Source organism: Pseudomonas sp. BRM28 (assembly GCF_002939405.1).
Taxonomy (GTDB): Bacteria; Pseudomonadota; Gammaproteobacteria; order Pseudomonadales; family Pseudomonadaceae; genus Aquipseudomonas; species Aquipseudomonas palmensis.
This window is the reverse complement of sequence record NZ_PEFV01000001.1, coordinates 4,166,603-4,192,606: the sequence shown is the minus strand read 5'-3', so window position 1 is coordinate 4,192,606 and position 26,004 is coordinate 4,166,603. Positions and strand designations below refer to the sequence as shown.

Annotated in this window: 25 protein-coding genes and 1 pseudogene; 13 read left to right on the top strand and 13 right to left on the bottom strand. The window is 65.6% G+C overall.

Annotated features, from left to right (window positions below; genetic code table 11):
- Entirely contained in the window at positions 1-324 is a 324-nt protein-coding gene (locus CR917_RS19740) for a DUF3392 family protein (protein WP_043860129.1), read from the top strand.
- Between the two features lie 85 nt (positions 325-409).
- On the opposite strand, the gene trmB is transcribed toward CR917_RS19740, so the two are convergent.
- The 4 genes from trmB to CR917_RS19720 all read right to left on the bottom strand — a co-directional run bounded on the left by trmB (position 410) and on the right by CR917_RS19720 (position 2,658).
- Positions 410-1,132 (bottom strand): tRNA (guanosine(46)-N7)-methyltransferase TrmB, encoded by a 723-nt coding sequence (gene trmB, locus CR917_RS19735; RefSeq protein WP_043860128.1) that lies wholly within the window; start codon positions 1,130-1,132, stop codon positions 410-412.
- Between the two features lie 9 nt (positions 1,133-1,141).
- Positions 1,142-1,936 carry a thiazole synthase gene (locus CR917_RS19730; protein ID WP_043860127.1) on the bottom strand — a complete coding sequence of 265 codons (795 nt, stop codon included), beginning with the start codon at positions 1,934-1,936 and terminating at the stop codon, positions 1,142-1,144.
- A 48-nt stretch (positions 1,937-1,984) separates the two neighbouring features.
- Positions 1,985-2,185 (bottom strand): sulfur carrier protein ThiS, encoded by a 201-nt coding sequence (thiS, locus tag CR917_RS19725; protein WP_043860147.1) that lies wholly within the window; start codon positions 2,183-2,185, stop codon positions 1,985-1,987.
- Between the two features lie 101 nt (positions 2,186-2,286).
- A complete protein-coding gene (locus CR917_RS19720) occupies positions 2,287-2,658 on the bottom strand; it encodes a DUF423 domain-containing protein (RefSeq protein WP_043860126.1) in 372 nt (123 codons plus the stop codon).
- A gap of 34 nt (positions 2,659-2,692) precedes the next feature.
- Here CR917_RS19720 and mtgA point away from each other — a divergent pair.
- Positions 2,693-3,450: pseudogene (gene mtgA / locus CR917_RS19715) on the top strand (monofunctional biosynthetic peptidoglycan transglycosylase).
- 95 nt (positions 3,451-3,545) lie between these two features.
- Here the strand turns inward: mtgA and rpoH are convergent.
- From rpoH to ftsY, 4 genes are all read right to left on the bottom strand, one after another.
- The gene (gene rpoH, locus CR917_RS19710; RefSeq protein WP_043860124.1) at positions 3,546-4,400 is read right to left on the bottom strand and encodes an RNA polymerase sigma factor RpoH; all 855 of its coding nucleotides are present in this window, start codon (positions 4,398-4,400) and stop codon (positions 3,546-3,548) included.
- 111 nt (positions 4,401-4,511) lie between these two features.
- Positions 4,512-5,543: a permease-like cell division protein FtsX gene (gene ftsX, locus CR917_RS19705; protein ID WP_043860123.1), complete on the bottom strand. Its 1,032-nt coding sequence runs from the start codon at positions 5,541-5,543 to the stop codon at positions 4,512-4,514.
- Positions 5,540-6,211: a cell division ATP-binding protein FtsE gene (ftsE, locus tag CR917_RS19700; RefSeq protein WP_043860122.1), complete on the bottom strand. Its 672-nt coding sequence runs from the start codon at positions 6,209-6,211 to the stop codon at positions 5,540-5,542. Before ftsE ends, ftsX begins: the two co-directional genes overlap by 4 nt.
- On the bottom strand, positions 6,208-7,668 hold the full coding sequence (ftsY, locus tag CR917_RS19695) for a signal recognition particle-docking protein FtsY (RefSeq protein WP_104572829.1): 1,461 nt from the start codon (positions 7,666-7,668) through the stop codon (positions 6,208-6,210). Before ftsY ends, ftsE begins: the two co-directional genes overlap by 4 nt.
- A gap of 229 nt (positions 7,669-7,897) precedes the next feature.
- Here ftsY and CR917_RS19685 point away from each other — a divergent pair, with 229 nt between their 5' ends.
- The 4 genes from CR917_RS19685 to CR917_RS19670 all read left to right on the top strand — a co-directional run bounded on the left by CR917_RS19685 (position 7,898) and on the right by CR917_RS19670 (position 12,620).
- A complete protein-coding gene (locus CR917_RS19685) occupies positions 7,898-9,253 on the top strand; it encodes a pitrilysin family protein (protein WP_043859990.1) in 1,356 nt (451 codons plus the stop codon).
- Positions 9,254-9,305: 52 nt separating this feature from the next.
- Positions 9,306-10,724, top strand: coding sequence for a M16 family metallopeptidase (locus CR917_RS19680; RefSeq protein WP_371920456.1), 1,419 nt, complete (start codon positions 9,306-9,308; stop codon positions 10,722-10,724).
- Complete coding sequence (rsmD, locus tag CR917_RS19675) at positions 10,724-11,320, top strand: 16S rRNA (guanine(966)-N(2))-methyltransferase RsmD (RefSeq protein WP_043859992.1); 597 nt, start codon at positions 10,724-10,726, stop codon at positions 11,318-11,320. Before CR917_RS19680 ends, rsmD begins: the two co-directional genes overlap by 1 nt.
- A 304-nt stretch (positions 11,321-11,624) precedes the next feature.
- Positions 11,625-12,620 carry a hydrolase gene (locus CR917_RS19670; RefSeq protein WP_043859993.1) on the top strand — a complete coding sequence of 332 codons (996 nt, stop codon included), beginning with the start codon at positions 11,625-11,627 and terminating at the stop codon, positions 12,618-12,620.
- On the opposite strand, the gene CR917_RS19665 is transcribed toward CR917_RS19670, so the two are convergent.
- On the bottom strand, positions 12,621-13,475 hold the full coding sequence (locus tag CR917_RS19665) for a sulfurtransferase (protein ID WP_104573198.1): 855 nt from the start codon (positions 13,473-13,475) through the stop codon (positions 12,621-12,623).
- Positions 13,476-13,511: 36 nt separating this feature from the next.
- Complete coding sequence (locus CR917_RS19660; protein WP_043859994.1) at positions 13,512-14,177, bottom strand: TetR/AcrR family transcriptional regulator; 666 nt, start codon at positions 14,175-14,177, stop codon at positions 13,512-13,514.
- Positions 14,178-14,265: 88 nt separating this feature from the next.
- Here CR917_RS19660 and CR917_RS19655 point away from each other — a divergent pair, with 88 nt between their 5' ends.
- The 3 genes from CR917_RS19655 (at position 14,266) to CR917_RS19645 (ending at position 16,773) form a co-directional block, all read left to right on the top strand.
- On the top strand, positions 14,266-15,693 hold the full coding sequence (locus CR917_RS19655) for a coniferyl aldehyde dehydrogenase (RefSeq protein WP_104572827.1): 1,428 nt from the start codon (positions 14,266-14,268) through the stop codon (positions 15,691-15,693).
- Between the two features lie 239 nt (positions 15,694-15,932).
- Positions 15,933-16,412: a pantetheine-phosphate adenylyltransferase gene (coaD, locus tag CR917_RS19650; RefSeq protein WP_043859996.1), complete on the top strand. Its 480-nt coding sequence runs from the start codon at positions 15,933-15,935 to the stop codon at positions 16,410-16,412.
- 109 nt (positions 16,413-16,521) lie between these two features.
- Complete coding sequence (locus CR917_RS19645) at positions 16,522-16,773, top strand: YfhL family 4Fe-4S dicluster ferredoxin (RefSeq protein WP_011531711.1); 252 nt, start codon at positions 16,522-16,524, stop codon at positions 16,771-16,773.
- A 9-nt stretch (positions 16,774-16,782) separates the two neighbouring features.
- Here the strand turns inward: CR917_RS19645 and mutM are convergent, their stop codons facing one another.
- Both mutM and CR917_RS19635 read right to left on the bottom strand, forming a co-directional pair.
- Positions 16,783-17,595, bottom strand: a complete 813-nt coding sequence (gene mutM / locus CR917_RS19640; RefSeq protein ID WP_058541780.1) for a bifunctional DNA-formamidopyrimidine glycosylase/DNA-(apurinic or apyrimidinic site) lyase — start codon at positions 17,593-17,595, stop codon at positions 16,783-16,785.
- 3 nt (positions 17,596-17,598) lie between these two features.
- Positions 17,599-18,465 carry an HDOD domain-containing protein gene (locus CR917_RS19635; RefSeq protein ID WP_043859998.1) on the bottom strand — a complete coding sequence of 289 codons (867 nt, stop codon included), beginning with the start codon at positions 18,463-18,465 and terminating at the stop codon, positions 17,599-17,601.
- Positions 18,466-18,602: 137 nt separating this feature from the next.
- Between CR917_RS19635 and CR917_RS19630 the strand changes: the two genes are divergently transcribed.
- Positions 18,603-19,142, top strand: a complete 540-nt coding sequence (locus CR917_RS19630; RefSeq protein ID WP_043859999.1) for a type 1 glutamine amidotransferase domain-containing protein — start codon at positions 18,603-18,605, stop codon at positions 19,140-19,142.
- Between the two features lie 76 nt (positions 19,143-19,218).
- Positions 19,219-20,415, top strand: a complete 1,197-nt coding sequence (locus tag CR917_RS19625) for a class I SAM-dependent rRNA methyltransferase (protein ID WP_043860000.1) — start codon at positions 19,219-19,221, stop codon at positions 20,413-20,415.
- Between the two features lie 93 nt (positions 20,416-20,508).
- Here CR917_RS19625 and CR917_RS19620 read toward each other — a convergent pair whose 3' ends face one another.
- Positions 20,509-22,182: a DUF4153 domain-containing protein gene (locus tag CR917_RS19620; RefSeq protein WP_104572826.1), complete on the bottom strand. Its 1,674-nt coding sequence runs from the start codon at positions 22,180-22,182 to the stop codon at positions 20,509-20,511.
- Positions 22,183-22,417: 235 nt separating this feature from the next.
- Between CR917_RS19620 and CR917_RS19615 the strand changes: the two genes are divergently transcribed.
- Both CR917_RS19615 and ilvD read left to right on the top strand, forming a co-directional pair.
- Positions 22,418-23,782 (top strand): APC family permease, encoded by a 1,365-nt coding sequence (locus tag CR917_RS19615; protein WP_043860002.1) that lies wholly within the window; start codon positions 22,418-22,420, stop codon positions 23,780-23,782.
- 259 nt (positions 23,783-24,041) lie between these two features.
- Positions 24,042-25,883 (top strand): dihydroxy-acid dehydratase, encoded by a 1,842-nt coding sequence (ilvD, locus tag CR917_RS19610; RefSeq protein WP_043860003.1) that lies wholly within the window; start codon positions 24,042-24,044, stop codon positions 25,881-25,883.
- The last annotated feature ends 121 nt before the right edge of the window (positions 25,884-26,004 follow it).

Genomic DNA, 26,004 nt, shown 5'->3' with positions numbered 1-26,004 from the left:
ATGGACCTGGTACTCGACCTGCTCTCGACCGTCTCCCGCTGGAGCCGCAGTAACCTGTCGGAGATCTCTCTGGCGCTTGTAGGCTGTTTGCTGGTGTTGTTCGGCACCGACATCAAGGGCTGGGTCGAACAGCGCCTGGGCGGGCTGGCAGGTGCGTTGCGCGTGCCGTTCATGGCCCTGCTGGTGCTGATCGGCAGTGGTGCGGCGTTGATCTATGCCACGCCGTGGGTGGTACGCGGGCTGAGCCAGTTCAACAACTATGCACTGGCGCCGGTGCTGCTGGTGGTGCTGGTGTTGCTTGGCGTGGTCGCAGACCGCCGCTAGAAGCTTCGCCAGCAAGGCTGGCTCCTACAGGATCTCGCTGAATCTGTAGGAGCCGGCCTTGCCGGCGAATGGCCGTGATGCGGTCTTAAGCCAGCTTCTCGAACTTCAGATCCCACACCCCATGCCCCAGGCGCTCGCCACGGCGTTCGAACTTGGTGATCGGACGCTCGGCAGGGCGAGGTACGCACTTGCCGTCTTCGGCCAGGTTCCTGTACCCCGGCGCGACATTCATCACTTCCAGCATGTACTCGGCGTACGGTTCCCAGTCGGTCGCCATGTGGAACACGCCGCCCACTTTCAGCTTGCTGCGCACCAGCTCGGCAAATTCCGGCTGCACGATGCGACGCTTGTGGTGACGGCTCTTGTGCCACGGGTCCGGGAAGAACAGCATCAGGCGGTCCAGGCTGTTGTCGGCCACGCACTTGTTCAGCACTTCGATGGCATCGCAGTCATACACCCGCAGGTTCTGCAGGCCCTGGGTCAGCACGCCATTGAGCAGCGCGCCCACGCCCGGGCGGTGCACTTCGACACCGATGAAGTCCTGCTCGGGCGCGGCGGCGGCCATCTCCAGCAGGGAATGGCCCATGCCGAAGCCGATCTCCAGGGTGCGCGGCGCCGAACGGCCGAACACCTGGTCGTAATCCACCGGGCTGTCGGCCAGTGGCAGCACGAACAGCGGCGCGCCCTGGTCCAGGCCGCGCTGCTGGCCTTCGGTCATGCGCCCGGCACGCATCACGAAACTCTTGATGCGGCGGTGTTGGCGTTCTTCGCCTTCGGCGGTGATCGGCGATTCTTGCGATTCAGTCATCAGGGGCTCTTACTTGATCAGACCATCCAGCGGCGACGAGGCGCTGGCATAGAGTTTTTTCGGCATGCGGCCGGCCAGGTAGGCCAGGCGGCCCGCCACGATGGCGTGCTTCATGGCTTCGGCCATCATCACCGGTTGTTCGGCATGGGCGATGGCGGAGTTCATCAGCACTGCCTCGCAGCCCATTTCCATGGCAATGGTGGCGTCCGACGCGGTACCCACACCGGCATCGACCAGCACCGGCACTTTCGATTCCTCGAGAATGATGCGCAGGTTGTACGGGTTGCAGATGCCCAGGCCCGTACCGATCAGGCCTGCCAGCGGCATGACCGCGATGCAGCCGATTTCGGCCAGCTGACGCGCGATGATCGGGTCGTCGCTGGTGTAGACCATCACGTCGAAACCGTCCTTGACCAGCACTTCGGCGGCCTTGATGGTTTCGATCACGTTGGGGAACAGCGTCTTCTGGTCGGCCAGCACTTCGAGCTTGACCAGGTTGTGCCCGTCGAGCAGTTCGCGGGCCAGGCGGCAGGTGCGCACGGCCTCGACCGCGTCGTAGCAGCCGGCGGTGTTCGGCAGGATGGTGTAGCGGTCCGGTGGCAGCACGTCGAGCAGGTTCGGCTCGCCCGGGTTCTGGCCCAGGTTGGTACGGCGCACGGCGACGGTGACGATCTCGGCACCCGAGGCCTCGATGGCCAGGCGGGTTTCTTCCATGTCGCGGTACTTGCCGGTACCGACCAGCAGGCGCGACTGGAAGGTACGACCGGCCAGCGTGAAGGGCTTGTCGCTACGAACATTGCTCATCGGTAATCCTCTTGAAGGTTGAGGGACTTGCAGGTGAAGCGCGTGGGCCTAGCCGCCGCCGATGGCGTGAACCACCTCGACCTGGTCGCCTTCGCGCAGGGCGGTGGCGTCGTGCTGGCTGCGCGGCACGATGTCCAGGTTCAGCTCCACCGCCACCCGGCGACCTGCGAGGTCGAGCCGGGTCAGCAGGGCCGCGACGCTTTCGCCGTCGGGCAATTCGAAAGGTTCACCGTTCAGTTGAATGCGCATGCGCACGGCCGCCATTGTTTTTAGGGGCCCGCATTCTAGCCCCTATCCGGGGCTGAACCCAAGGCCAAGCGGCGCCATTCGTCTCGATCCGGACCCGCGGGTCAACCCAGGCGCCAGGCCGCCAGGCCCAGGCACAGCCAGCCGCCGAGGAAGGCCAGGCCGCCAAAAGGGGTGATGATGCCGAGCTTGCCGATGCCACTCAGGGTCAACAGGTACAGGCTACCGGAAAACAGCACGATGCCCAGGCAGAACAGACCACCGGCCCAGGCCGTGAGTCGCCCGGGCAGGTGCGCCCAGAGCACTGCCACGCCCAGCAGGGCCAGGGCGTGCACCAGCTGGTAGGTGACGCCGGTATGGAAGATCGCCAGGTACTCCTGGCTCAGGCGGCCCTTGAGGCCATGGGCGGCGAAGGCACCGAGGGCCACGCCGGTAAAGCCGAAAAAGGCGGCGAGCAACAGAAAGCTGCGAAGCATGCGCAAGACTCCTTGGGGGCACAGGGTCTGTATAATGGCCCGCTCATTCGGTTCGGCCAAGCCATCTCTATGCTTTCATCCCTGATCCGCCGCCTCACCCGCGCCCTGCTCTGGTTCGCCGTTGCCAGCGTGTTGCTGGTGCTGCTGTTTCGCTGGGTACCGCCGCCGGGCACCATGCTGATGGTCGAGCGCAAGGTGGAATCGTGGGTCGACGGCCAGCCCATCGACCTGCAACGCGACTGGCGCCCATGGGGCGAGATCTCCGATGAACTGAAGGTGGCGGTGATTGCCGGCGAGGACCAGAAGTTCGCCGGGCACTGGGGTTTCGACTTCAATGCCATCCAGGCCGCACTGGCACACAACGAGCGTGGTGGCACGCTTCGCGGCGCCAGCACGCTGAGTCAGCAGGTGGCCAAGAACCAGTTCCTGTGGGCAGGCCGCAGTTGGCTGCGCAAAGGGCTGGAGGCATGGTTTACCGCACTGATCGAGCTGCTGTGGTCCAAGGAGCGCATCCTGGAGGTGTACCTCAACAGCGCCGAGTGGGATGACGGCGTATTCGGCGCCCAGGCAGCGGCCCGCCATCACTTCGGTACCGATGCGAGCAAGCTGACGCGCCAGCAGGCCAGCCTGCTGGCGGCGGTGCTGCCCAGCCCGCGCAACTGGAGCGCAAGCCGGCCCAGCAGCTATGTGGCGCGACGGGCGGCGTGGATTCGTCAGCAGATGAGCCAGCTGGGCGGCAGCGGCTACCTGGTGCAACTGGATGAGCCGCGCAAGGCGCCCTGGGCCAACTGAAACAAAGAGGGCCCCTTCGCCGGCAAGGCCGGCTCCTACAGGGATTGTTGTAGGAGCCGGCCTTGCCGGTGAAGGGGCCCTCAGGGTCCCGCAGATCAGGCAGCGATCAGGGCTTTCACCTTGTTCATCGCATTCTTCTCCAACTGCCGGATACGCTCGGCCGACACGCTGTACTTGGCCGCCAGGTCATGCAGCGTGGCCTTCTCTTCGGCCAGCCAGCGCTGGTACAGGATGTCGCGGCTACGGTCGTCCAGGCCTTGCAGCGCCTCGTGCAGGTTGTTCGAGGAGCTGTCGCTCCAGTCCGCATCCTCCAGCTGACGCGCCGGGTCGTAACGGTGGTCTTCGAGGTAGTTGGCCGGCGACTGGAACGCGCTGTCGTCGTCCGCCTCGCTGGCCGGGTCGAAGGCCATGTCCTGACCGGTCAGGCGGCTTTCCATCTCGCGCACTTCACGCGGCTCCACACCCAGGCTTTCGGCCACACGATGCACTTCATCGTTGTTCAGCCAGGCCAGGCGCTTCTTCTGGCTGCGCAGGTTGAAGAACAGCTTGCGCTGCGCCTTGGTGGTCGCGACCTTGACGATGCGCCAGTTGCGCAGGATGAATTCGTGAATTTCGGCCTTGATCCAGTGCACGGCAAAGGACACCAGGCGCACACCCATCTCGGGGTTGAAACGCTTGACCGCTTTCATCAGGCCAACGTTGCCTTCCTGAATCAGGTCGGCCTGGGCCAGCCCGTAGCCCGAATAGCTACGCGCGATATGTACGACAAAACGCAGGTGGGCGAGCACCATCTGCCGAGCCGCCCCCAGATCCTGCTCATAGTAGAGACTCTCGGCCAGTTCACGCTCCTGCTCGGGCGTCAGCAATGGAATGCTGTTGACCGTGTGCACATAGGCCTCCAGGTTCGCACCCGGGACCAAGGCATAGGCAGGTTGCAACGAAGTGGTCATACGAAAAAACCTCCGACTCACTGAATTGTGCCATCAGGCACTGCCACCATTGACCGGGAACCGCGAAACAAGTTCCCGAAATACACGATAGTCAATGACGGCTGGAAGACACTATCGCGGTGCAAGCTCACGCAGATGCCGAGCGACCGCAATCCAAGCACCGATATACCCTAACAGCACCGCCCCAAGCAAGAGCGACAGACCATCGGCAGGCGGCACCCCGGCCAGCGAGAAATCGCTGCCGTAAAGACCCGACAGGCCGACGACCGCGTCATCCAGCCAGTTGAGGCCGAACGCCAGTACCCCCCAGGACAGTACGCCTGCCCCCAGGCCATACAGCGCGCCCATGTACAGGAACGGCCGGCGCACGTAGGCATCGGTACCGCCCACCAGCTTGATGACCTCGATTTCGGTACGGCGGTTCTCGATATGCAGGCGAATGGTGTTGCCGATGACCAGCAGCAGCGCCGACACCAGCAGCACGGTCAGGCCGAAGACAAAGCGATCACCCAGCTTGAGGATCGCCGCCAGCCGCTCCACCCACACCAGGTCGAGCTGGGCCAGCTCCACCTTGGGCAGTTCGGCCAGGCGTTGGCGCAGGGCCTCCAGCGCTGGCTTGTCGACTTCGGCCGGGGTCACCACGACCACGCCAGGCAAGGGGTTCTCCGGCAGCTCGCGCAAGGCCTCGCCCAGCCCGGACTGCTGCTGGAACTCGTCGAGGGCCTGTTCACGGCTGACATACTCGGCATCGGCCACCCCCGGCATGCCCTTGATCTGGGTACGCAGGGCTTCGCCTTCGCTCACGCTGGCGTCAAGTTTGAGGTACAGCGAAATCTGCGCTGCACGCTGCCACGAGCCGCCCAGGCGCTCGACATTGCTCAGCAGCAGCGACAACCCCATCGGCAGGCTCAGGGCCACGGCCATCACCAGGCAGGTGAAGAAACTGCCGATCGGCTGCTTGCCCAGGCGACGCAGGCTGTCGAGCAGGCTGGAGCGATGGCTTTCCAGCCAGGCGTGCAGCAGCGTGCTGAAATCCGGGCCGTCATCGTCATCATCACGGCGCTTTTTCTGTTTCTGAGGGCTTGGCTCGGCTGCCGCAGGGGCCACCCGCTCGGACACCTTGGGACTACGTGTTGCACTCATTGCCCGGCCTCCCCATCGCCGATCAAGCGGCCGCGCTGCAGGGTCAGCATGCGATGGCGCATGCGCGCGATCAGCGCCAGGTCGTGGCTGGCGATCAGCACGCTGGTGCCCAGGCGGTTGATATCTTCGAAAACACCCATGATCTCGGCCGCCAGGCGCGGGTCGAGGTTGCCGGTGGGTTCATCCGCCAGCAACAGGGCCGGACGGTGCACGATGGCACGCGCAATGCCCACCCGTTGCTGCTGGCCGGTGGACAGGTCGCCGGGGAACAGCTGGGCCTTGTCCGACAGGGCCACACGCTCCAGCGCCGCGTCCACACGCTTGGCCACCTCGACCTTGGACAGGCCCAGGATCTGCAGCGGCAGGGCGACGTTGTTGAACACGGTACGGTCGAACAGCAGCTGGTGGTTCTGGAACACCACGCCGATCTGGCGACGCAGGAACGGGATCTGCGCGTTGCTGATCTGACCAAGGTCCTGGCCGGCCAGCAGCAACTTGCCGCTGGTCGGGCGCTCCATGGCCAGCAGCAGGCGCAGCAAGGTGCTCTTGCCCGCGCCGGAATGGCCGGTGACGAACAGGAACTCGCCCCGACGCACCCGAAAACTCAATTCATGCAGGCCAACGTGACCGTTAGGGTAACGCTTGGCGACCTGTTCGAATCGGATCATGAAGGCTCCCGCTCGGCAAACAAGGCTTGTACGAAGGGCTCGGCTTCGAAGGTGCGCAGGTCATCGATGCCTTCGCCCACACCAATGTAGCGGATCGGCAGGCCGAACTGCTTGGCCAGGGCGAAGATCACCCCGCCCTTGGCGGTGCCGTCGAGCTTGGTCAGCGCCAGGCCGGTGAGCTCCACGCTTTGGTTGAAGTGCTTGGCCTGGTTGATGGCGTTCTGCCCGGTGCCGGCGTCCAGCACCAGCAGCACCTCGTGCGGCGCGTCGGCGTCCAGCTTGCCGATCACGCGGCGAACCTTCTTCAGCTCTTCCATCAGGTTGTCTTTGGTGTGCAGGCGACCGGCGGTGTCGGCGATCAGCACGTCGATGTTGCGCGCCTTGGCCGCCTGCACCGCGTCGAAGATCACCGAAGCGGAGTCGGCGCCGGTGTGCTGGGCGATCACCGGGATTTGGTTGCGCTCGCCCCATACCTGCAGCTGCTCCACCGCGGCAGCACGGAAGGTGTCGCCGGCGGCCAGCATGACCTTCTTGCCTTCGAGCTGGAGCTTTTTCGCCAGCTTGCCGATGGTGGTGGTCTTGCCGGCGCCGTTGACGCCGACCACCAGGATCACGAACGGCTTGTTCGCGGCATGCACCTTCAGCGGCTGTTCGACCGGCTTGAGCAGGTCGGTCAGCTCGCCCTGCAGCGACTTGTACAGGGCATCGGCATCGGCCAACTGCTTGCGTGCGACCTTCTGGGTCAGGCTCTGCACGATCACCGAGGTGGCCTCGACGCCGACGTCGGCGGTCAGCAGGCGGGTCTCGATCTCTTCGAGCAGGTCGTCGTCGATGACCTTCTTGCCCAGGAACAGGCTGGCCATGCCCTCGCCAATGCTGGCGCTGGTCTTGGACAGGCCCTGCTTGAGGCGGGCGAAGAAGCCGGCCTTGGTGGTGGTTTCAGGCGCCGACGGGGCGGCCTCGGGAACAGGCAGGGCGACCTCGGTGGCCGCAACAGGTGCGGGCGGCACCACTGCAGGCGGCTCGACCACCGGCTCGGGTGCGTTGTACTGCGGTACAGGCTCGACCACCGGCTCGGGCGCGGCGTACTGCGGCGCAGGCACTTCCATAGGCTCGGGCGCAGCGTACTGCGGGGCAGGCTCGGGGGCTGGGCGCTCGGGAATCGGCGGGGGGGCGTGGGGCTCGAGGTCGGCCACCAGCGCCACCGGCTCTTCGGGCACCGGCAGCACCAGGTTGCTGGGGTGATCCTCGACGGCGACGGGCGCGCTCGCGACCGGGGCGGGCTCGACGGCTACCGGCTCAGGCAAAGTCGGGGCGATAGGCTCCAGCGCCTCTGGCACTGGGGTTTCGGGCTGTTCGACAACAGGTTGCTGGGGCTTTTTGCGCAGCCAGCCGAACAGGCCTTTCTTTTCACCGGCCGCGGCCGGGGTCTTTTTGTCGTCGTTGGAACCAAACATGGAAGACGGCTATCTCAGGGTAGCGATGCGCCAGTGTGGCGCCTCAAAATTCTTCTAACGCAGAACAGACTATGGTCAAGCCGACTGGTTCATGCGCAACATTTTGTCGGGACGCCTGCAACGCTTGATCTCGACAGGCATGGTCGTCAGGCAACCGGATCAGTATCCTAGCACCTCCTAGCCCGCCGACGCTAAGGCCATGCGGGCAGCCCTACAGGTTGAATCATCAATGAATGCTCTAGCCCGCCGCGCCGCCGGCCTGCTGCTCAGCACAATTGTCATGCCCCTGGTGGCGGTTGCCGCCGACGTCCAGCCCACCCATGAATTCACCCTCGACAACGGCCTCAAGGTCATCGTGCGTGAAGACCATCGCGCCCCGGTGGTGGTATCGCAGGTCTGGTACAAGGTCGGCTCCAGCTACGAGACCCCGGGTCAGACCGGCTTGTCCCATGCCCTGGAACACATGATGTTCAAGGGCAGCAACAAGCTGGGGCCTGGCGAAGCCTCACGCATCCTGCGTGACCTGGGCGCCGAAGAGAACGCCTTCACCAGCGACGACTACACCGCCTACTACCAGGTGCTGGCCCGCGACCGCCTGGGCGTGGCCCTGGAACTGGAAGCCGATCGCATGGGCAGCCTGCGCCTGCCGCCCGAAGAGTTCAGCCGCGAAATCGAGGTCATCAAGGAAGAGCGCCGCCTGCGCGTCGACGATCAGCCCAACTCCAAGGCCATGGAGCTGTTCAGCGCCATGGCCCACCCGGCCAGCGGCTACCACACCCCTACCATCGGCTGGATGGCCGACCTCGAACGCATGAAGGTCGAAGAGCTGCGCCATTGGTACGAAGCCTGGTACGTGCCCAACAACGCCACCCTGGTGGTGGTCGGCGACGTCACCGCCGACGAGGTCAAGGGCCTGGCCCAGCGTTACTTCGGTGCCATCCCCAAGCGCGCCACACCCCCTGCCAAACTGCCGCTGGAACTGGCCGAGCCGGGCCTGCGCCAGCTCACCGTGCATGTGCGCACCCAACTGCCGAGCCTGATCTACGGCTTCAACGTGCCGGGCCTGGCCACCGCCAAGGACCCGCGCAGCGTGCACGCCCTGCGCCTGATCGCGGCCCTGCTCGACGGCGGCTACAGCGCGCGCATGGCCACCCGCCTGGAACGCGGTCAGGAGCTGGTGGCCGGCGCGTCGGCCAGCTACAACCCGTTCACCCGTGGCGACAGCCTGTTCGTGCTCTCCGCGGTGCCCAACACGCAGAAGAAAAAGACCCTGGCCGAGGTCGAAAGCGGCGTCTGGAAGCTGCTCGACGAGCTGAAAACCACCCCGCCAACCGCTGAAGAGCTGGAGCGCGTGCGCGCCCAGGTGATCGCCGGGCTGGTCTACGACCGCGACTCGATCAGCAGCCAGGCCACCACCATCGGCCAACTGGAGACCGTCGGGCTGTCGTGGAAGCTCATCGACAAGGAGCTCGACGAGCTCAAGAGCGTGACCCCGGCCGACATCCAGAGTGCCGCCCGCACCTATTTCACCCGCGAACGCCTGAGCGTTGCGCATGTATTGCCCGAGGAGCAGGCGCATGACTGAGCACACCACCCCACGCCACACCCCGAAGGGCCGCGGCGTATTCGGCGCGTTGCTGCTGAGCGCCGTGTGCCTGGCCAGCCCCGCCCATGCCGACACCGCGGCCGCCAAGCCCGGCGCCAACCTGCAATCGCTGGCCGAGCTGGACGGCAAGGCACCGAGCCGACGCAACCTCGACATCAAGACCTGGAACACCGCCGAAGGCGCCAAGGTGCTGTTCGTCGAAGCCCACGAACTGCCGATGTTCGACCTGCGCCTGACCTTCGCCGCCGGCAGCAGCCAGGACGGTAACCTGCCGGGCCTGGCCACCCTGACCAACGCCATGCTCAACGAAGGCGTGGCGGGCAAGGACGTCGGCGCCATCGCCGCCGGCTTCGAAGGCCTGGGCGCGGATTTCGGCAACGGTGCCTACCGCGACATGGCGGTGGCCTCGCTGCGCAGCCTGAGCGCCAAGGACAAGCGCGAGCCGGCCCTGAAGCTGTTCGCCGAAGTGGTGGGCAAGCCGACCTTCCCTGAAGACGCGCTCAAGCGCATCAAGAACCAGATGCTCGCCGGCTTCGAGTACCAGAAGCAGAACCCCGGCAAGCTGGCCAGCATCGAGCTGTTCGAGAAGCTCTACGGCAAGCATCCCTACGGGCACCCCAGTGATGGCGACGCCAAGAGCATCCCGCCGATCACCCTGGACCAGCTGCGCGCTTTCCATGCCAAGGCCTATGCCGCCGGCAACGTGGTGATCGCACTGGTCGGCGACCTCAGCCGCACTGAAGCCGAGGCGATTGCCGCGCAGGTCTCCGCCGCGCTGCCCAAGGGCCCGGCGCTGCCCAAGCTGGCACAACCGAGCGAACCCAAGCCGGGCGTCAACCACATCGACTTCCCGTCCAAGCAGACCCACCTGATGCTGGCCCAGTTGGGCATCGACCGCGCCGACCCGGACTACGCGGCCCTGTCGTTGGGCAACTCGATCCTCGGCGGCGGCGCCTTCGGCACCCGCCTGATGAGCGAAGTGCGCGAAAAGCGCGGCCTGACCTACGGCGTGTACTCGGTATTCAGCCCGATGCAGGTGCGTGGCCCGTTCATGATCAACCTGCAGACCCGTGCCGAACTCAGCGAAGGCACGCTCAAGCTGGTACAGGACATCCTGCGCGACTACCTCAAGACCGGCCCCACCCAGCAGGAGCTGGACGATGCCAAGCGCGAACTGGCCGGCAGCTTCCCGCTGTCCACCGCCAGCAATGCGAGCATCGTCGGCCAACTGGGGGCCATCGGCTTCTATGACCTGCCGCTGAATTTCCTCGAGGACTTCATGCAGAAGTCCCAGAGCCTCACCGTCGAGCAGGTGCGTGCTGCCCTCAACAAGCACCTGGCCGCCGACAAGATGGTCATCGTGACCGCCGGGCCGAAGGTGGCGCAACAGCCGCTGCCACCGCCCACTGACAAACCCGCCGAGCAGCCGCTTGGCGTACCGGAGCATTAATGGCCAGTCCATCCGCCAAATCCAAGGCCGCCGCCCACGGCGGCCAGGGCCAGTTGCGCATCATCGCCGGCGAGTGGCGCAGCCGCCGCCTGAGCTTTCCTGACGCACCGGGCCTGCGCCCTACCCCCGACCGGGTGCGCGAAACCCTGTTCAACTGGCTGACCGCGCACATCGAGGGCGCCCGCGTGCTGGATGCCTTTGCCGGCAGCGGCGCGCTGTTTCTCGAAGCGCTGTCGCGCGGCGCGGCCTCGGCCGTGGCGCTGGACAGCAACCGCGCCGCCATCGAGAACCTCAAGGACAATCTGGAGCTGCTGCGCTGCCCCACCGGGCAGGTGATCCAGACCGACGTGGTGCGCTACCTGCAAGGCGAGCCCAAGGCCCCGTTCGACGTGGTGTTCCTCGACCCGCCCTTCCACCAGGACCTGCTGCCGGCCACCTGTGCGCTGCTCGAAGAGCGCCACTGGCTGGCCGAGCACGCGTGGATCTACACCGAAAGCGAAACCGCGCCGTCGACCCTGCAACTGCCGGGCAACTGGCGCCTGCACCGGGAAAAGAAGGCCGGTCAGGTGCACTATGCCTTGTGGGAGCGCGGCTGAACGTCGCCCCGCCTCCAGCAAACTGCAGCCGCCGCCTGAGGTGCTTTGCCTGATCGTGCTCCGGCGCCCCCCAGGTACGGCACCGATCACCAACCGGCTTGTGCGTGCCGCCTGCACCACCGCCGGGCTGCTGACCCTCAGCGGCCCGGCACTCGCCCAGCACACCCTTCCACGACCTCAGCCTCGCCAACCGACAGCCCTTGCCCGAAGTGACAACTGCTGAATATGCTTTGGCGGCAGCAGACCTGCGCTTGCGCACATACACTGATCACAGGGTCTGCCGCCCGCTCAAGAGACCTCGACGATGTCCAGCGCCACCCCACCCCCGTTCAAGCCAGCCACCGGCCTGCGCAACCCCCATGTGCAAACGCTCTGGGGCCCGCTCTGGCGCAAGTCGCCACCGCTTGCACATCGGCGCGAGCGCCTGTGGCTGGCCGACGGCGATTTCCTCGACCTGGACTGGCACGGCCCGCTTGCCACCACCACGCCACTGGTGGTGGTACTGCACGGCCTGACCGGCTCGTCGACCTCCCATTACGTCATCGGCCTGCAGCGCGCCCTGGCGGCGCAGGGCTGGGCCAGCGTGGCGGTCAACTGGCGCGGATGCTCGGGCGAGCCGAACCTGTTGCCGCGCAGCTACCACTCCGGCGCCAGCGAAGACCTGGCCGAAGTCATCGCCCACCTGCGCACCCAGCGCCCGCAGGCACCGCTGTACGCGGTGGGTTATTCGCTGGGTGGCAACGTGCTGCTCAAGCACCTGGGGGAAGCGGGTACGGCCAGCCAGTTGCAGGCGGCCGTGGCGGTGTCGGTGCCGTTTCGCCTGGACCAGTGCGCCGACCGCATCGGCCTGGGGTTTTCACGGGTGTACCAGGCGCACTTCATGCGCGCCATGCTGGGCTACGTGAAGGACAAGCAGCGCCACTTCCAGCACCACGGTCACCATGAGGGCCTGGCAACCCTGGACCGCCTCGGCCCGCTGGAAAACCTGCGCACCTTCTGGGATTTCGACGGCCGCGTGACCGCGCCGCTGAACGGCTTCAGCGACGCCCACGACTACTACCAGCGCTCGTCGAGCCGCTACTACCTGGGTGAAAACCGTACGCCCACGCTGATCATCCATGCCCAGGACGATCCGTTCGTGTTCAGCCACAGCCTGCCAGGGGCCGCCGAACTGGCCAGCCAGACCACCCTGGAGCTGCACCGTCATGGCGGTCACGTGGGCTTTGTCGACGGCAGCCTGCGCCAACCCGGCTACTACCTGGAGCGGCGCATTCCACAGTGGCTGGCCAGCGGGGCCTGATCAGTCGCCCTTGGCCACCGGACGCTGCGGGTTGGTGATCCACTCGCTCCACGAACCGGCGTACAGCCGCGCCAGCGGATAACCGGCCAAAGCCAGGGCGAACAGGTTATGGCAGGCCGTCACCCCCGAGCCGCAATAGGCCACCAGCGCCTGCGGCTGGCGCGTACCGAGCAAGGCGGCAAAGCGCTGCTTGAGCTGCTGGGGCGACAGAAAACGACCATCGGGCCCCAGGTTGTCGGTGAAGGCCGCGCAATGCGCACCGGGGATATGCCCGGCCACCGGGTCGATGGGCTCCACCTCGCCGCGAAAACGCGGCAGCGCACGGGCGTCGAGCAGGGTCAGGTCGGGCGTGCCCAGGCCATTGGCCAACTCGGCGGCGTCCAGCACCAGGCTCGCATCGGGCTGCCCGCTGAAGCTGCCTTCACGCTTGTCACAGGCATCCAGGCTCAGCGGCAACCCGGCCGCGTGCCAGGCCTTGAGCCCGCCATCGAGGATCGCCACCCCGTCGCGCTTGCCCAGCCATGCCAGCAACCACCAGGCCCGCGCGGCAAAGGCTCCGGGGCCATCGTCGTAGAGCACCACGTCGCTGTCGTTGTCGATGCCCCAGCTGCGCAGCCGTTGGATCAGTTGCTGCGGGTCGGGCAAGGGGTGGCGACCGGTCACGCCCTTGACCACCGGCCCGCTCAGGTCACGCTCCAGGTCGGCAAAGTGCGCGCCGGCGATATGCCCTTCGGCATAGCTGCGCTGGCCATAGTCGACGTCTTCCAGGGCAAAGCGACAATCGAGAATCACCAGCTTCGGAGCGCCCAGGCGCTCTGCCAGTTGCTGGGGTGCGATCAGTTGCGCGAGTGGCATGTCGGTCTCCATATCGATTCAAAGGGGGTGGGCGGCCTACTGTTCCAGTGCCTGGTCCAGCGGCACGTAGAATTCCTTGCACAGCGCATCCACTGCAGGGCGCGCGCTGGCGGTGACGAAACCGAGCTCCAGCACCAGCACCTGGTACACGCCGCGCTTGATCGCCTCTTCGCTCAGGTGCGCGGAGTGCTCGCGGGTGGTGCACAGAAAGCGCACCCAGGAGGTCAGCACGATCCAGGCATTGAGGGTCAGCGATTCGATCTGCACGGTGTCCATGGCCACGATGTCGGCCTCGACGAAACCTCGGTAGATGGCCTGGCCCTGCAGCAGGCAGCGCTGCGAAAAACGTCGGTAGCGCGCAGCCAGGGTCGGGTCGTGGCCGAGCAGGTGTTCGAGGTCGCGGTGCAGGAAGCGGTAGTTCCACATCGCCGACAGCAGCGCCTCGAGGTAGAAGCGCTTGTCCTCGACGGTGGCGGCGCGCCCCTGGGGCGGGCGCAGAAAGCCTTCCACCAGCGCCTCGTACTGGGTGAACAGCACGGCGATGATCGCCTGCTTGTTGGCGAAGTGGTAATAGAGGTTGCCCGGCGAGATTTCCATGTGCGCAGCAATGTGGTTGGTGCTGACACTGCGTTCACCCTGCTGGTTGAACAGCTCGAGGCTGTTCTGCACGATGAGCTCGCGGGTCTTGATGCGCGGTGCCATGGTCAGCTCCAAAGGCATGAGCTTGAAGGAATAGGCTTATCTTACGGCGTATCCGCCACGGGATGTACCACCTGCACAACCGGCGTATATGCTCCAGGCACACTTGCCCTGCCATGGAGCCCGCATGCCCCTCCAGACCCTGTTCGAACAGCAGCGCCGGGCCTTTGCCGGGCTGCCCATGGCGCCGGCGGCGCAGCGCCTGCAGTGGCTTGCCAGCCTGCGCCGGCTGCTGCTGGCGAACCAGTCGGCCCTGGTCGCGGCGATCGACCGCGACTTTGCCGGGCGCAGTGCCGACGAGACCCTGCTGGCCGAACTGATGCCCAGCGTGCAGGGCATTCGCCACGCCGAGCGCCACCTCAAGGGCTGGATGAAGCCGGTGCGACGCACGGTGGGCCTGGCGTTCCAGCCGGCCAGCGCGCGGGTGCTGTACCAGCCGCTGGGCGTGGTGGGCATCATCGTGCCGTGGAACTACCCGCTGTTTCTGGCCATCGGCCCGCTCACCGCGGCGCTGGCAGCGGGCAACCGGGTGATGCTCAAGCTCAGCGAAGCCACCCCGGCCACCGCGGCGCTGCTTCAGCGCCTGCTGGGCGAAGTGTTTCCCGACGACCTGGTCAGCGTGGTGCTGGGCGATGCTGGCGTGGGCGAGGCCTTCTCGCGCCTGCCGTTCGATCACCTGCTGTTCACCGGCGCCACCAGCATCGGCCGCCAGGTGATGGCGGCGGCAGCCACCAACCTGACCCCGGTGACCCTGGAGCTGGGCGGCAAGTCGCCGGCCATCGTGTCGGCCAGTGTACCGCTGGCCCAGGCGGCCGAGCGCATCGCCTTCGGCAAGACCCTCAACGCCGGGCAGACCTGCGTTGCCCCGGACTACGCGCTGGTCCCGCGCGAGCGCCTGGAGGGCTTCGTGCAGGCCTATCGCGAGGCGGTGCTGCGGTTTTATCCACAGGTGCGAAACAACCCGGACTACAGCGCGATCATCAATGTGCGTCACCTGGCGCGCCTGGAAGGCTATTTGCGCGATGCCCGCGACAAGGGCGCCAGCGTGCTCGACCTGTACCCCGGCGAAGCCCGCGAAGGTCGGCGCCTGCCGCCGCAGGTGCTGCTGCAGGTCGATGACAGCATGCAGGTGATGCAGGACGAGATCTTCGGCCCGCTGCTGCCGGTGGTGCCCTATGACAGCCTGGCCGAGGCGCTGGCCTATGTGAACCAGCGCCCGCGCCCGCTGGCGCTGTACTACTTCGGCCACGACCGTGCCGAGCAGCGGCGGGTGCTGGAGCAGACCCATTCCGGCGGCGTGTGCCTGAACGACACCCTGCTGCACGTGGCCCAGGACGACCTGCCGTTTGGCGGGGTCGGGCCGTCGGGGATGGGCAACTACCACGGGCACGAGGGCTTCAAGACCTTCAGTCATGCCCGGGCGGTGTTCGCCAAGTCGCGGGTGAATGCGGCGCGGCTGATCTATCCGCCGTATGGGAAGGCGCTGCAGCGGTGGGTCTATCGTCTGTTCATTCGCTGACGTTGCAGCGACCCCATCGCGGGTCAGGCCCGCTCCCACAAAGAGATGCATAGCCTGTGGCAGCGGGCCTGACCCGCGATGGGGTCGATACTTTCAAGGCACCAGACACTCGGCCTGCAGCGGGTGACAAGCATTATCACGCCTGTCTATAGTGCCTTGAGCCGGCGATGGCGACTTGGCCGACCGCAGCTGCTGCGATACCATCCGACTCCCAAACGCACTCCTGCCAGGACGACGCGATGAACCGAGTGTTGTACCCAGGTACATTCGACCCTATTACCAAAGGCCATGGCGATCTGGTCGAGCGGGCCTCCCGGCTGTTCGACGAGGTGATCATCGCGGTCGCCGCCAGCCCCAAGAAGAACCCGCTGTTCCCCCTGGAACAACGGGTAGAGCTGGCGCGTGAGGTCACCAAGCACCTGCCCAACGTGCAGGTCATCGGCTTCTCCACGCTGCTGGCGCATTTCGCCAAGGAGCAGCAGGCCAATGTATTCCTGCGCGGCCTGCGCGCGGTTTCGGACTTCGAGTACGAGTTCCAGCTGGCGAACATGAACCGGCAACTGGCGCCCGACGTCGAAAGCCTGTTCCTGACGCCGTCCGAGCGCTATTCGTTCATATCCTCGACCCTGGTGCGCGAAATCGCGGCGCTGGGCGGCGATATCACCAAGTTCGTGCACCCGGTAGTGGCTGACGCACTCACCGAGCGCTTCAAGAAGTAACCGCGCCCGCATCGAAAACCGCGCCCGCGTGCACTGCGGGCGTTAATGCGGCACAATTGTGCCCATTGGTTTTCATATGCCCGGGCCTGACGCCCCGGCCGGAGTCCCCATGTCCCTGATCATCACCGACGATTGCATCAATTGCGACGTCTGCGAACCCGAGTGCCCGAACGCCGCCATCTCCCAGGGCGAAGAGATCTACGTGATCGACCCCAACCTGTGCACCCAGTGCGTTGGCCATTACGACGAACCGCAGTGCCAGCAGGTCTGTCCGGTCGACTGCATCCCGCTGGATGAAGCGCACCCGGAAACCGAAGACGAGCTGATGGCCAAGTACCGCAGGATCACCGGCAAGGCCTGATACAGGCCGCTAGGTCTGGCAGCGCGGGCAGAACACGCTGGCGCGCTGGCCCAGGGTCACGTTGCGCAGCACCGTGCCGCACACCTTGCACGGTTCTTCCCCGCGCCCGTACACGAACAGTTCCTGCTGGAAGTAGCCCGGCTGGCCGTCGCCGCCGATGAAGTCGCGCAGGGTGGTGCCGCCACGCTCGATGGCGGCGGCCAGGATGCGCTTGATCTCGATGGCCAGGCGCAGGTAGCGCGCCCGCGAAATGCCCCCGGCCGGGCGCCGCGGGTCGATGCCCGCCGCGAACAGCGCCTCGGTCGCATAGATGTTGCCCACCCCCACCACCACCGCGTTGTCCATGATGAACGGCTTGACCGCCATCGAGCGCCCGCGCGACAGCTGGAACAGCCGCTCGCCATCGAACAGGTCGGTCAGCGGCTCCGGGCCCAGACGCAGCAGCAGCTCGTGCTGCAACGGGTCGGGGGCCCAGAGCATCGCGCCAAACCGGCGCGGGTCGGTGTAGCGCAGCGCCAGCCCCGACTCCAGCTCGATGTCCACATGCTCGTGCTTGGCCGCCGGCAGGCCGATCTCCACCAGCCGCAGGTTGCCCGACATGCCCAGGTGGCTGATCAGCGTGCCCACCTCGGCGTTGAGCAGCAGGTACTTGGCACGCCGTTCCACCGACACGAAGCGCTGCCCCGACAGGCGTACGTCGAGGTCTTCGGGTATCGGCCAGCGCAGGCGCCGTTCACGCACCACCACACGGCTGACACGCTGCCCTTCAAGGTACGGCGCAATGCCGCGGCGGGTGGTCTCGACTTCAGGTAGCTCGGGCATGGGTCAGTGCGCACCCATTTCGCGGATGGTCTGCTTGAGGTTCTCGAAGTCGTACTCCGACAGGCCCACGTAGTCGAGCACCAGGTGCCCGACGGTGTTCCATTCGTGGTCCACGCTCTGGTTGCCCAGCACCCGGTACGAGCTGCAGATGTGCTCGGCCATCTTCAGAATGGCCAGCAGGTTCTTGAGCTGGGTGTTGCGCGCCGAGTCGTCGCTGAACACCGCCAGGGCATTGTGGTGGTTGGCGATGGCGGCACTCACGTGCTCGGGCAGGCGCCACGACTTGGCCGTGTAGTAGCCGACCACGGCGTGGTTGGTGTTGAACGTGCGGTTCTCGGTGTCGACCACGCGCTTGTCGGGGCCGGCCTCGGCGTAGGCCTGCTCCAGGGTATGCATGTAGTCGGGGAAGCGCTTGTGCATCAGCGGCACGCCGCAATCGTGGAACAGCCCCAGGGCATAGGCTTCGTCCACCGCCTGCGAGCCGATGCGCTTGGCCAGGGTCAGGCAGGTCATGGCCACGTCCTGGGCGGTATCCCAGAAGCGGTTGAGCGTGACGATGGTGTCGTCGCTCATCTCGCCCTTGATCGACTGCGCGTTGATCAGGTTGATGATCGAGCGGCTGCCCAGCAGGTTCACCGCGCGCTGGATCGAGGCGATCTTGTTGGTCAGCCCGTAGTACGGCGAATTGACCAGCTTGAGCAGTGCGCCGGAAAGGCCCGGGTCCTGGGAGATCAGCTTGGCGATGGTCTCCAGGTCCGGGTCGGGCATGTACTGCTCGAACTGCAGGTCGACCATGATCTGCGGCTGGGGCGGTACGCTGATGCCCTGCAGGGCTTGCTGGATCTGTTCGGCGGTAAGTTCCTGGGACATAGATACATACTCGGGGCTGAAGGGCGATTCTAACCCTGCAGGCGGGCCGGGAAACACCCGTTGATGGATTCAGAAGGAACTTTGCCTGCCCCAGGGCTGCCTGCTTACTACAGGTTCAACTCAACAGGAGCACGCAGATGACGACCCAACTGAACGGCAAGCGCGTGGCCATGCTGGTCACCGACGGCTTCGAGCAGGTAGAACTCACCGGGCCCAAGCAGGCCCTCGAGCAAAGCGGCGTGCGCGTCGACATCCTCTCGGCCAAACCGGGCACGGTCAAGGGCTGGAACCATGACAAGCCCGCCGACGACTTCACTGTGGACAACACCTTCGACAAGGCCGACGTCGCGGTCTACGACGCCATCGTGCTGCCCGGCGGCGTGCAGAACTCCGACACCATACGCATCGACCCCGGTGCCCAGAAGCTGGTCAAGGCCCACGACGCCAGCGGCAAGCCCCTGGCGGTGATCTGCCATGGCGCCTGGCTGCTGGTGTCGAGCCAGTTGGTCAAGGGCCGCAAGATGACCAGCTACAAGACCGTGCGCGACGACATCACCAATGCCGGCGGGCAGTGGCAGGATCAGGCCGTGGTCATCGACCGCAACCTGATCAGCAGCCGCCAGCCCGACGATATTCCCGCCTTCAACACCCAGCTGCTGCGCGCTTTGGGCGCCTGATCGGCTATTTGTCGCCGGCCGAGCCGCGTGCCCGGCCGACGCGCTATACTCCCGCTCTTTTTTCCGGAGCGACGTCATGTCCCTGCCCAGCCTTCGCCTCAAAGCCAACGCCGACCGCCGCCTGCGCGCCGGCCATCTGTGGGTGTACAGCAACGAAATCGACGTCGCCGCGACCCCGCTGCATGGCTTCAAGGCCGGCGACCAGGCGGTGCTCGAAGGTGCCGGCGGCAAGCCGCTGGGCATCGTCGCCATGAGCCCCAACAACCTGATCTGCGCGCGCCTGCTGTCGCGCGACGCCAAGCTGGCCCTGGACAAGTCGCTGCTGGTGCACCGCATCAACGTGGCCCTGTCGCTGCGCGAGCGCCTGTTCGACAAGCCGTTCTACCGCCTGGTGTACGGCGACTCGGACCTGCTGCCGGGCCTTGTGGTCGACCGTTTCGGCGACATCCTGGTGGTACAGCTGGCCTCGGCCACCATGGAACAGCACAAGGACGACGTGATCGCCGCCCTGGTGCAGGTGCTCAAACCCACCGGCATCCTGTTCAAGAACGACTCGGCGGCGCGTGATGCCGAAGGCCTGAACCGCTACGTCGAAACCGTGTTCGGCCTGGTGCCGGAGTGGGTGGCGCTGGAAGAGAACGGCGTGAAATTCGAAGCGCCGGTGATGGAAGGCCAGAAGACCGGCTGGTTCTACGACCACCGCATGAACCGCGCACGCCTGGCACCCTACGTCAAAGGCAAGCGCGTGCTCGACCTGTTCAGCTACATCGGTGGCTGGGGCGTGCAGGCCGGTGCGTTCGGCGCCAGCGAAGTGTTCTGTGTGGATGCCTCGGGCTTTGCCCTGGATGGCGTGGAGCGCAATGCGGCGCTCAACGGCATTGCCGAGAAGGTCACCTGCGTGGAAGGCGATGTGTTCGAGGCGCTGCGCGAGCTCAAGGCCGCTGAAGAGCGTTTCGACGTGATCGTGGCCGACCCGCCCGCGTTCATCAAGCGCAAGAAGGACCTGAAGAACGGCGAAGGCGCCTACCGCCGCCTGAACGAGCAGGCCATGCGCCTGCTGAGCAAGGACGGCATTCTGGTCAGCGCCTCGTGCTCGATGCACCTGCCCGAAGACGACCTGCAGAACATCCTGCTGACCAGCGCCCGCCACCTGGATCGCAACATGCAGCTGCTCGAACGCGGCGGCCAGGGCCCGGACCACCCGGTGCACCCGGCGATCCCGGAAACGCGCTACATCAAGAGCATCACCTGCCGGCTGCTGCCCAACAGCTGATCGCGCTGAATGAAAATCCCGGCCAGGTGCCGGGATTTTTTTTGCCTGTAACGGCCTTTCGCCGGCAAGGCCGGCTCCTGCAGGCAGGTGCACTCAATCGCGCTGCGGGTAAGGCATCATTCCCAGTTCTCGCCCGTCGATCACCAGGGTCTTGTAGCGCGGTTTCGCCAGTTTGAGCGTGCCCGCCCGAATCTGCTCGATCAGTGCGCGCCCCGTGCCGATCCCATCCACCCGCGCATAGTCACGCCAGAAGCCCTCGTGACGCGCATATACGAACGCCGACGTCGAATACTCGTGCTTGGGCACCACCAGCACTTCGTTGACCCCATCGTCATCCAGGTCCACCTGCCAGGCAGCACACCCCGAACTGCCGCATTGGCTCTCGATCAGGGTCAGGTTGAGCATCTGCGCACTGTCCTCCGGCGCAGGCCCGATCCATTCCAGCTTGGGTCCGTACTCACGCGGCGACATGCTCACCGGTTCGGCCTCCAGCAGTCGATCGGCCAGCAGCTCGCGGCTTGGCGCATCCAGGATCTGCCCCTCCTTGACCAGGCGCGACAACCGCTCGAACTGCTCGATCCCCGGCTTGCCGAGCCGGTAGCGCAATGCGCGCGCATCGAACGCATCCGCCGAGGTGCGCCCGCTCAACAGCCGCTCCATCTGGTTGGCGGCACTGTAGGTTAACGGGTTGAGCACCGGCGTGAACACCAGCATCAGCACCACGAAACTCAGCAGCGCGATCAACGGGTTGCTGCGCCGCAAGCTGCCCAGCCACACCGCCTGGCGCGGGCGAATGGCCCACAGCGCGGCCAGGCTGTGCACCAGCGCGATGCCGATCAGCAGCATCGCCAGAAAGCGCTGCGGGGTCAGGCCGTACTGGTCGATGCGCAGCCAGCTCGAATAGCACGCCAGCGCCATCAGCAGCGGCAGGCACACAAGGCTGGCGTTCACCAGCAGCTTCAGGGGCCTGGCATAACCGGCATCGTGCTCGCCGTCCTGGAACACGCCGTTGAGCAGAAACAGCGTACTGCCCACCAGGCACAGCAGGATGCTGGTGGAGTAACCGGTGTTGAAGATCGGCGCGACCCCGGTCACCGCCAGCGCCAGGGTGAACACCACCGCAATCAGCGAACACAGCGGCAGCAGGTAGCGACACACGGTGAGCAGCACATTGCGCAGCAGGCCGATGGCCTTGTCGTTCTGGCGCCCCATGCGGATGCCCAGCGAGAAGAAGATCGGCAGGCACACGCAGATGAATTCGAGCGAGGCGAAGATATCGCTGAGCACCGGCGCGCCCAGAATCGTGAACAGCCGCCCGCACAGCCACAGCAGCAACCAGAACGCCAGGGTCACCAGCAGCGCCAGCAGCACGATGAAGGCATTGTTCCAGGCGTGCTGGTACAGGTCCTGATAGCGCAGGCGATTGCCGTCGCGGGTCGGCCAACTGAGGATGAACGCCGCGCCGATATAGGCCAGCACCAGCGAGGCCGGTATCCAGCGCATCCATAGCCAGCCGTCGGCCGATTGCGCATACAGCCAGGCGGACACGCTGGCCATCAGCAACGCCAGGCCGGCCACCAGCAGCCAGGTGCCGCGCTGGCGCACCGCGCCGCCCAGCAGTTGCAGATTGATGCCGCCCACCAGGGCCAGCGTGGCGCAGAACACCGCGAGCAAAGGGTTGCGGTAATGGATGAAGGTGAGCAGCAGCGCCCCCTGTACCAGGGCGATGGCGAGGTAATACAGCACGGAGCGGTTGAGCACGGGCATTCCAAGTCCTTTTGCGAGGGGTGATGCACAAGGCGCGCAGTCTAGGGCCAGGCGACCCCGCACGGCTAGAGCACGTCGACATCATTGCAGCGCCGCACAGACCTCATGCAGCCATGCACATATATCGATAAAAATCCAGGCCAATAATCCATAAGGGCAAATTTTTCATTGATCCAGGCGACATAAGCAGATAAAAATCGACTCAATCAAAATAAAAACAATGCAGGTTCGACCCATGTCCTCTATCGACCGCTCTCATCCTGGCACTTCAGATACCGCTCGACTGCGCCGCGTGCTGGGGCTGCCCGCCCTGGTGTTCTTCGGCCTGGTGTACATGGTGCCGCTGACCATCTTCACCACCTACGGCATCGTCACCGAGCTCACCGGTGGCCGCACCGCAGGCGCCTACCTGGTGACCCTGCTGGCCATGCTGTTCACCGCGACGTCCTACAGCTTCATGGTCAAACGCTTCCCGGTGGCGGGCTCGGCCTACTCCTATACCCACCTGGCGTTCGGCCCCAACATCGGCTTTCTGGCCGGTTGGTCGCTGCTGCTCGACTACCTGTTCATCCCGATGATCAACTACCTGCTGATCGGGCTGTTCCTCAATATCGCCTTCCCGGCACTGCCGGTGTGGGGCATCATCGTCGCCGCCATCGCCCTGGTGACCGTGCTCAACGTGATCGGCATCCATTCGGTGGCCAAGGCCAGCAACCTGATCGTGGGCGCGCAGATCATCTTCATCGGCGTGTTCGCCGCGCTGTCGATCAAGAGCCTGCACGGCGCGCCCATCGACCTGCTGTCGCCCCTGCTCGGTGACGGCACCCGGCCCGGGTTCAGCCACCTGATGACCGGGGCAGCGGTACTGTGCCTGTCCTTCCTGGGCTTCGACGCGGTATCGACCCTTGCCGAGGAAACCCGCGACCCGCAACGCGATGTGCCGCGCGCCATCCTGCTCACCACCCTGGGCGCCGGGCTGCTGTTCACCGTGCTGGCCTACATCAGCCAGCTGGTACTGCCGGGCAGCCACTTCGCCAACGTCGATGCGGCAGCCAATGAAGTGATGTTCAAGGCCGGCGGGCAGTTCCTCGCCAACTTCTTCACCGCGGCCTTCGTGGCCGGCAGCCTGGGTTCGGCACTGGCCTCGCAGGCTGCGGTGTCGCGCATCCTGTACACCATGGGCCGCGACCAGGTGCTGCCACGGCGCTGGTTCGGGCGCCTTTCGCCACGCTTCGGCACCCCGGTGTTCGCCACGCTGGTGGTATCGGTGTTCTCCCTGCTGGCACTGGTGATCGACCTGACCACCCTGGCCTCGCTGATCAGCTTTGGCGCGCTGGTGGCGTTCTCGGCGGTGAACCTGGCGGTGGTGCGCACGCACCTGGTCGATCAAGCCTGCCACCGCAACCTCTCGGGGCTGCTGCGTTACGGAGTGGTGCCGCTGGTGGGCATGAGCCTCACACTGTGGCTGTGGACCAGCCTGTCGGCACTGACCCTGACCATCGGCATGACCTGGTTCACCCTCGGCCTGGTGTACCTGGGCGTGCTGACCGGCGGCTTTCGCAAGCGCGTGAAGCTGGTGCACTTCTCCGAGGCCGGCTGAACGCCATGGCGGTTGGGCGGCCCGCGCGCAGCGAAAACGCCCAACCGCCCAATGCGCCATTCCTTCCCGCCGCCAGCGGTGTAGAATCGGCCTATTCATCGCCAGTCATCCCCGGCGGGTTTATGAGCTCTGGTCGAGCCCTCGGCGATCCCGTGGTGTTTTCGGCCTCATCCGTACCAGCGGCCACCTGCCTTCGGTGCAAAGGACAAGAGAAGCTCACTCCCCTTTTTGTTACCTGATTAGCCGCCAGGAGTGCTTCATGCCTGATTACCGCTCGAAAACGTCCACCCACGGTCGCAACATGGCCGGCGCACGCGCCCTGTGGCGCGCCACCGGCATGAAAGATGCCGACTTCAAGAAGCCGATCATCGCCATCGCCAACTCCTTCACCCAGTTCGTGCCGGGCCACGTGCACCTGAAGGACCTGGGCCAGCTGGTGGCCCGCGAGATCGAGCGCGCCGGTGGCGTGGCCAAGGAATTCAACACCATCGCCGTGGATGACGGCATCGCCATGGGCCACGACGGCATGCTGTACTCGCTGCCCAGTCGCGAGATCATCGCCGACTCGGTCGAGTACATGGTCAACGCCCACTGCGCCGACGCCATCGTGTGCATCTCCAACTGCGACAAGATCACCCCCGGCATGCTGATGGCCGCCCTGCGCCTGAACATCCCGGTGATCTTCGTGTCCGGCGGCCCGATGGAAGCCGGCAAGACCAAGCTGGCCAGCCACGGCCTGGACCTGGTCGACGCCATGGTGATCGCCGCCGACAGCTCGGCCAGTGACGAAAAGGTCGCCGAATACGAGCGCAGCGCCTGCCCTACCTGCGGTTCGTGCTCCGGCATGTTCACCGCCAACTCCATGAACTGCCTGACCGAAGCCCTGGGCCTGGCCCTGCCGGGCAACGGTTCGACCCTGGCCACCCACAGCGACCGCGAAGAGCTGTTCCTCAAGGCCGGCCGCACCATCGTCGAACTGTGCCAGCGCTACTACGGCGAGAACGACGAGTCGGTACTGCCGCGCAACATCGCCAACTTCAAGGCGTTCGAGAACGCCATGATGCTCGACATCGCCATGGGCGGCTCGACCAATACCATCCTGCACCTGCTGGCCGCCGCCCAGGAAGCCGAGATCGACTTCGACCTGCGCGACATCGACCGGTTGTCGCGCAGCGTGCCGCAGCTGTGCAAGGTGGCGCCGAACATCCAGAAGTACCACATGGAAGACGTGCACCGCGCCGGCGGCATCTTCAGCATCCTCGGTTCGCTGGCCCGTGGCGGCCTGCTGCACACCGACCTGCCGACCGTGCACAGCCGCAGCATGGAAGAAGCCATCGCCAAGTGGGACATCACCCAGACCGACGACGAAGCGGTGCACCACTTCTTCAAGGCCGGCCCGGCCGGCATCCCGACCCAGACCGCGTTCAGCCAGTCGACCCGTTGGGAAACCCTGGATGACGACCGCGAGAACGGCTGCATCCGCAGCTTCGAGCACGCCTACTCCAAGGAAGGCGGCCTGGCCGTGCTGTACGGCAACATCGCGCTGGATGGCTGCGTGGTGAAGACCGCAGGCGTCGACGAGTCGATCCATGTGTTCGAAGGCAACGCCAAGATCTTCGAAAGCCAGGACAGCGCGGTACGCGGCATTCTGGCCGACGAAGTGCAGGCCGGCGACATCGTGATCATCCGCTACGAGGGGCCGAAAGGCGGCCCGGGCATGCAGGAGATGCTGTACCCGACCTCTTACCTGAAGTCCAAGGGCCTGGGCAAAGCCTGTGCGCTGCTGACCGACGGGCGCTTCTCGGGCGGCACCTCGGGCCTGTCCATCGGCCATGCTTCGCCGGAAGCGGCAGCAGGGGGCGCGATTGGCCTGGTGCGCGACGGCGACAAGGTGCTGATCGACATTCCCAACCGTTCGATCAACCTGCTGGTCAGCGATGAAGAGCTGGCGGCGCGGCGTGTCGAGCAGGACAAGAAGGGCTGGAAGCCGGTCGAGCAGCGTCCGCGCAAGGTGACCACCGCACTCAAGGCCTACGCCCTGCTCGCCACCAGCGCCGACAAAGGCGCTGTGCGCAACAAGGCGATGCTGGACGGTCTGTAAGGTCTGGCAAAATAAAGAACCGGCGCCCAGGCGCCGGTTTTTTTTGCCTGCGGTGCGGTGTTCGCCGGCAACGCCGGCTCCTACAGACGCCGTGGCCCCCGTAGGAGCCGGCGTTGCCGGC

What these genes read in the sequence shown, in the direction of transcription:
- CR917_RS19740 (WP_043860129.1), top strand. Translation starts at nt 1, where the DNA reads ATGGACCTGGTACTCGACCTGCTCTCGACCGTCTCCCGCTGGAGCCGC.
- trmB (WP_043860128.1), bottom strand. Translation starts at nt 1,132, where the DNA reads ATGACTGAATCGCAAGAATCGCCGATCACCGCCGAAGGCGAAGAACGC.
- CR917_RS19730 (WP_043860127.1), bottom strand. Translation starts at nt 1,936, where the DNA reads ATGAGCAATGTTCGTAGCGACAAGCCCTTCACGCTGGCCGGTCGTACC.
- thiS (WP_043860147.1), bottom strand. Translation starts at nt 2,185, where the DNA reads ATGCGCATTCAACTGAACGGTGAACCTTTCGAATTGCCCGACGGCGAA.
- CR917_RS19720 (WP_043860126.1), bottom strand. Translation starts at nt 2,658, where the DNA reads ATGCTTCGCAGCTTTCTGTTGCTCGCCGCCTTTTTCGGCTTTACCGGC.
- rpoH (WP_043860124.1), bottom strand. Translation starts at nt 4,400, where the DNA reads ATGACCACTTCGTTGCAACCTGCCTATGCCTTGGTCCCGGGTGCGAAC.
- ftsX (WP_043860123.1), bottom strand. Translation starts at nt 5,543, where the DNA reads ATGAGTGCAACACGTAGTCCCAAGGTGTCCGAGCGGGTGGCCCCTGCG.
- ftsE (WP_043860122.1), bottom strand. Translation starts at nt 6,211, where the DNA reads ATGATCCGATTCGAACAGGTCGCCAAGCGTTACCCTAACGGTCACGTT.
- ftsY (WP_104572829.1), bottom strand. Translation starts at nt 7,668, where the DNA reads ATGTTTGGTTCCAACGACGACAAAAAGACCCCGGCCGCGGCCGGTGAA.
- CR917_RS19685 (WP_043859990.1), top strand. Translation starts at nt 7,898, where the DNA reads ATGAATGCTCTAGCCCGCCGCGCCGCCGGCCTGCTGCTCAGCACAATT.
- rsmD (WP_043859992.1), top strand. Translation starts at nt 10,724, where the DNA reads ATGGCCAGTCCATCCGCCAAATCCAAGGCCGCCGCCCACGGCGGCCAG.
- CR917_RS19670 (WP_043859993.1), top strand. Translation starts at nt 11,625, where the DNA reads ATGTCCAGCGCCACCCCACCCCCGTTCAAGCCAGCCACCGGCCTGCGC.
- CR917_RS19665 (WP_104573198.1), bottom strand. Translation starts at nt 13,475, where the DNA reads ATGCCACTCGCGCAACTGATCGCACCCCAGCAACTGGCAGAGCGCCTG.
- CR917_RS19660 (WP_043859994.1), bottom strand. Translation starts at nt 14,177, where the DNA reads ATGGCACCGCGCATCAAGACCCGCGAGCTCATCGTGCAGAACAGCCTC.
- CR917_RS19655 (WP_104572827.1), top strand. Translation starts at nt 14,266, where the DNA reads ATGCTCCAGGCACACTTGCCCTGCCATGGAGCCCGCATGCCCCTCCAG.
- coaD (WP_043859996.1), top strand. Translation starts at nt 15,933, where the DNA reads ATGAACCGAGTGTTGTACCCAGGTACATTCGACCCTATTACCAAAGGC.
- CR917_RS19645 (WP_011531711.1), top strand. Translation starts at nt 16,522, where the DNA reads ATGTCCCTGATCATCACCGACGATTGCATCAATTGCGACGTCTGCGAA.
- mutM (WP_058541780.1), bottom strand. Translation starts at nt 17,595, where the DNA reads ATGCCCGAGCTACCTGAAGTCGAGACCACCCGCCGCGGCATTGCGCCG.
- CR917_RS19635 (WP_043859998.1), bottom strand. Translation starts at nt 18,465, where the DNA reads ATGTCCCAGGAACTTACCGCCGAACAGATCCAGCAAGCCCTGCAGGGC.
- CR917_RS19630 (WP_043859999.1), top strand. Translation starts at nt 18,603, where the DNA reads ATGACGACCCAACTGAACGGCAAGCGCGTGGCCATGCTGGTCACCGAC.
- CR917_RS19625 (WP_043860000.1), top strand. Translation starts at nt 19,219, where the DNA reads ATGTCCCTGCCCAGCCTTCGCCTCAAAGCCAACGCCGACCGCCGCCTG.
- CR917_RS19620 (WP_104572826.1), bottom strand. Translation starts at nt 22,182, where the DNA reads ATGCCCGTGCTCAACCGCTCCGTGCTGTATTACCTCGCCATCGCCCTG.
- CR917_RS19615 (WP_043860002.1), top strand. Translation starts at nt 22,418, where the DNA reads ATGTCCTCTATCGACCGCTCTCATCCTGGCACTTCAGATACCGCTCGA.
- ilvD (WP_043860003.1), top strand. Translation starts at nt 24,042, where the DNA reads ATGCCTGATTACCGCTCGAAAACGTCCACCCACGGTCGCAACATGGCC.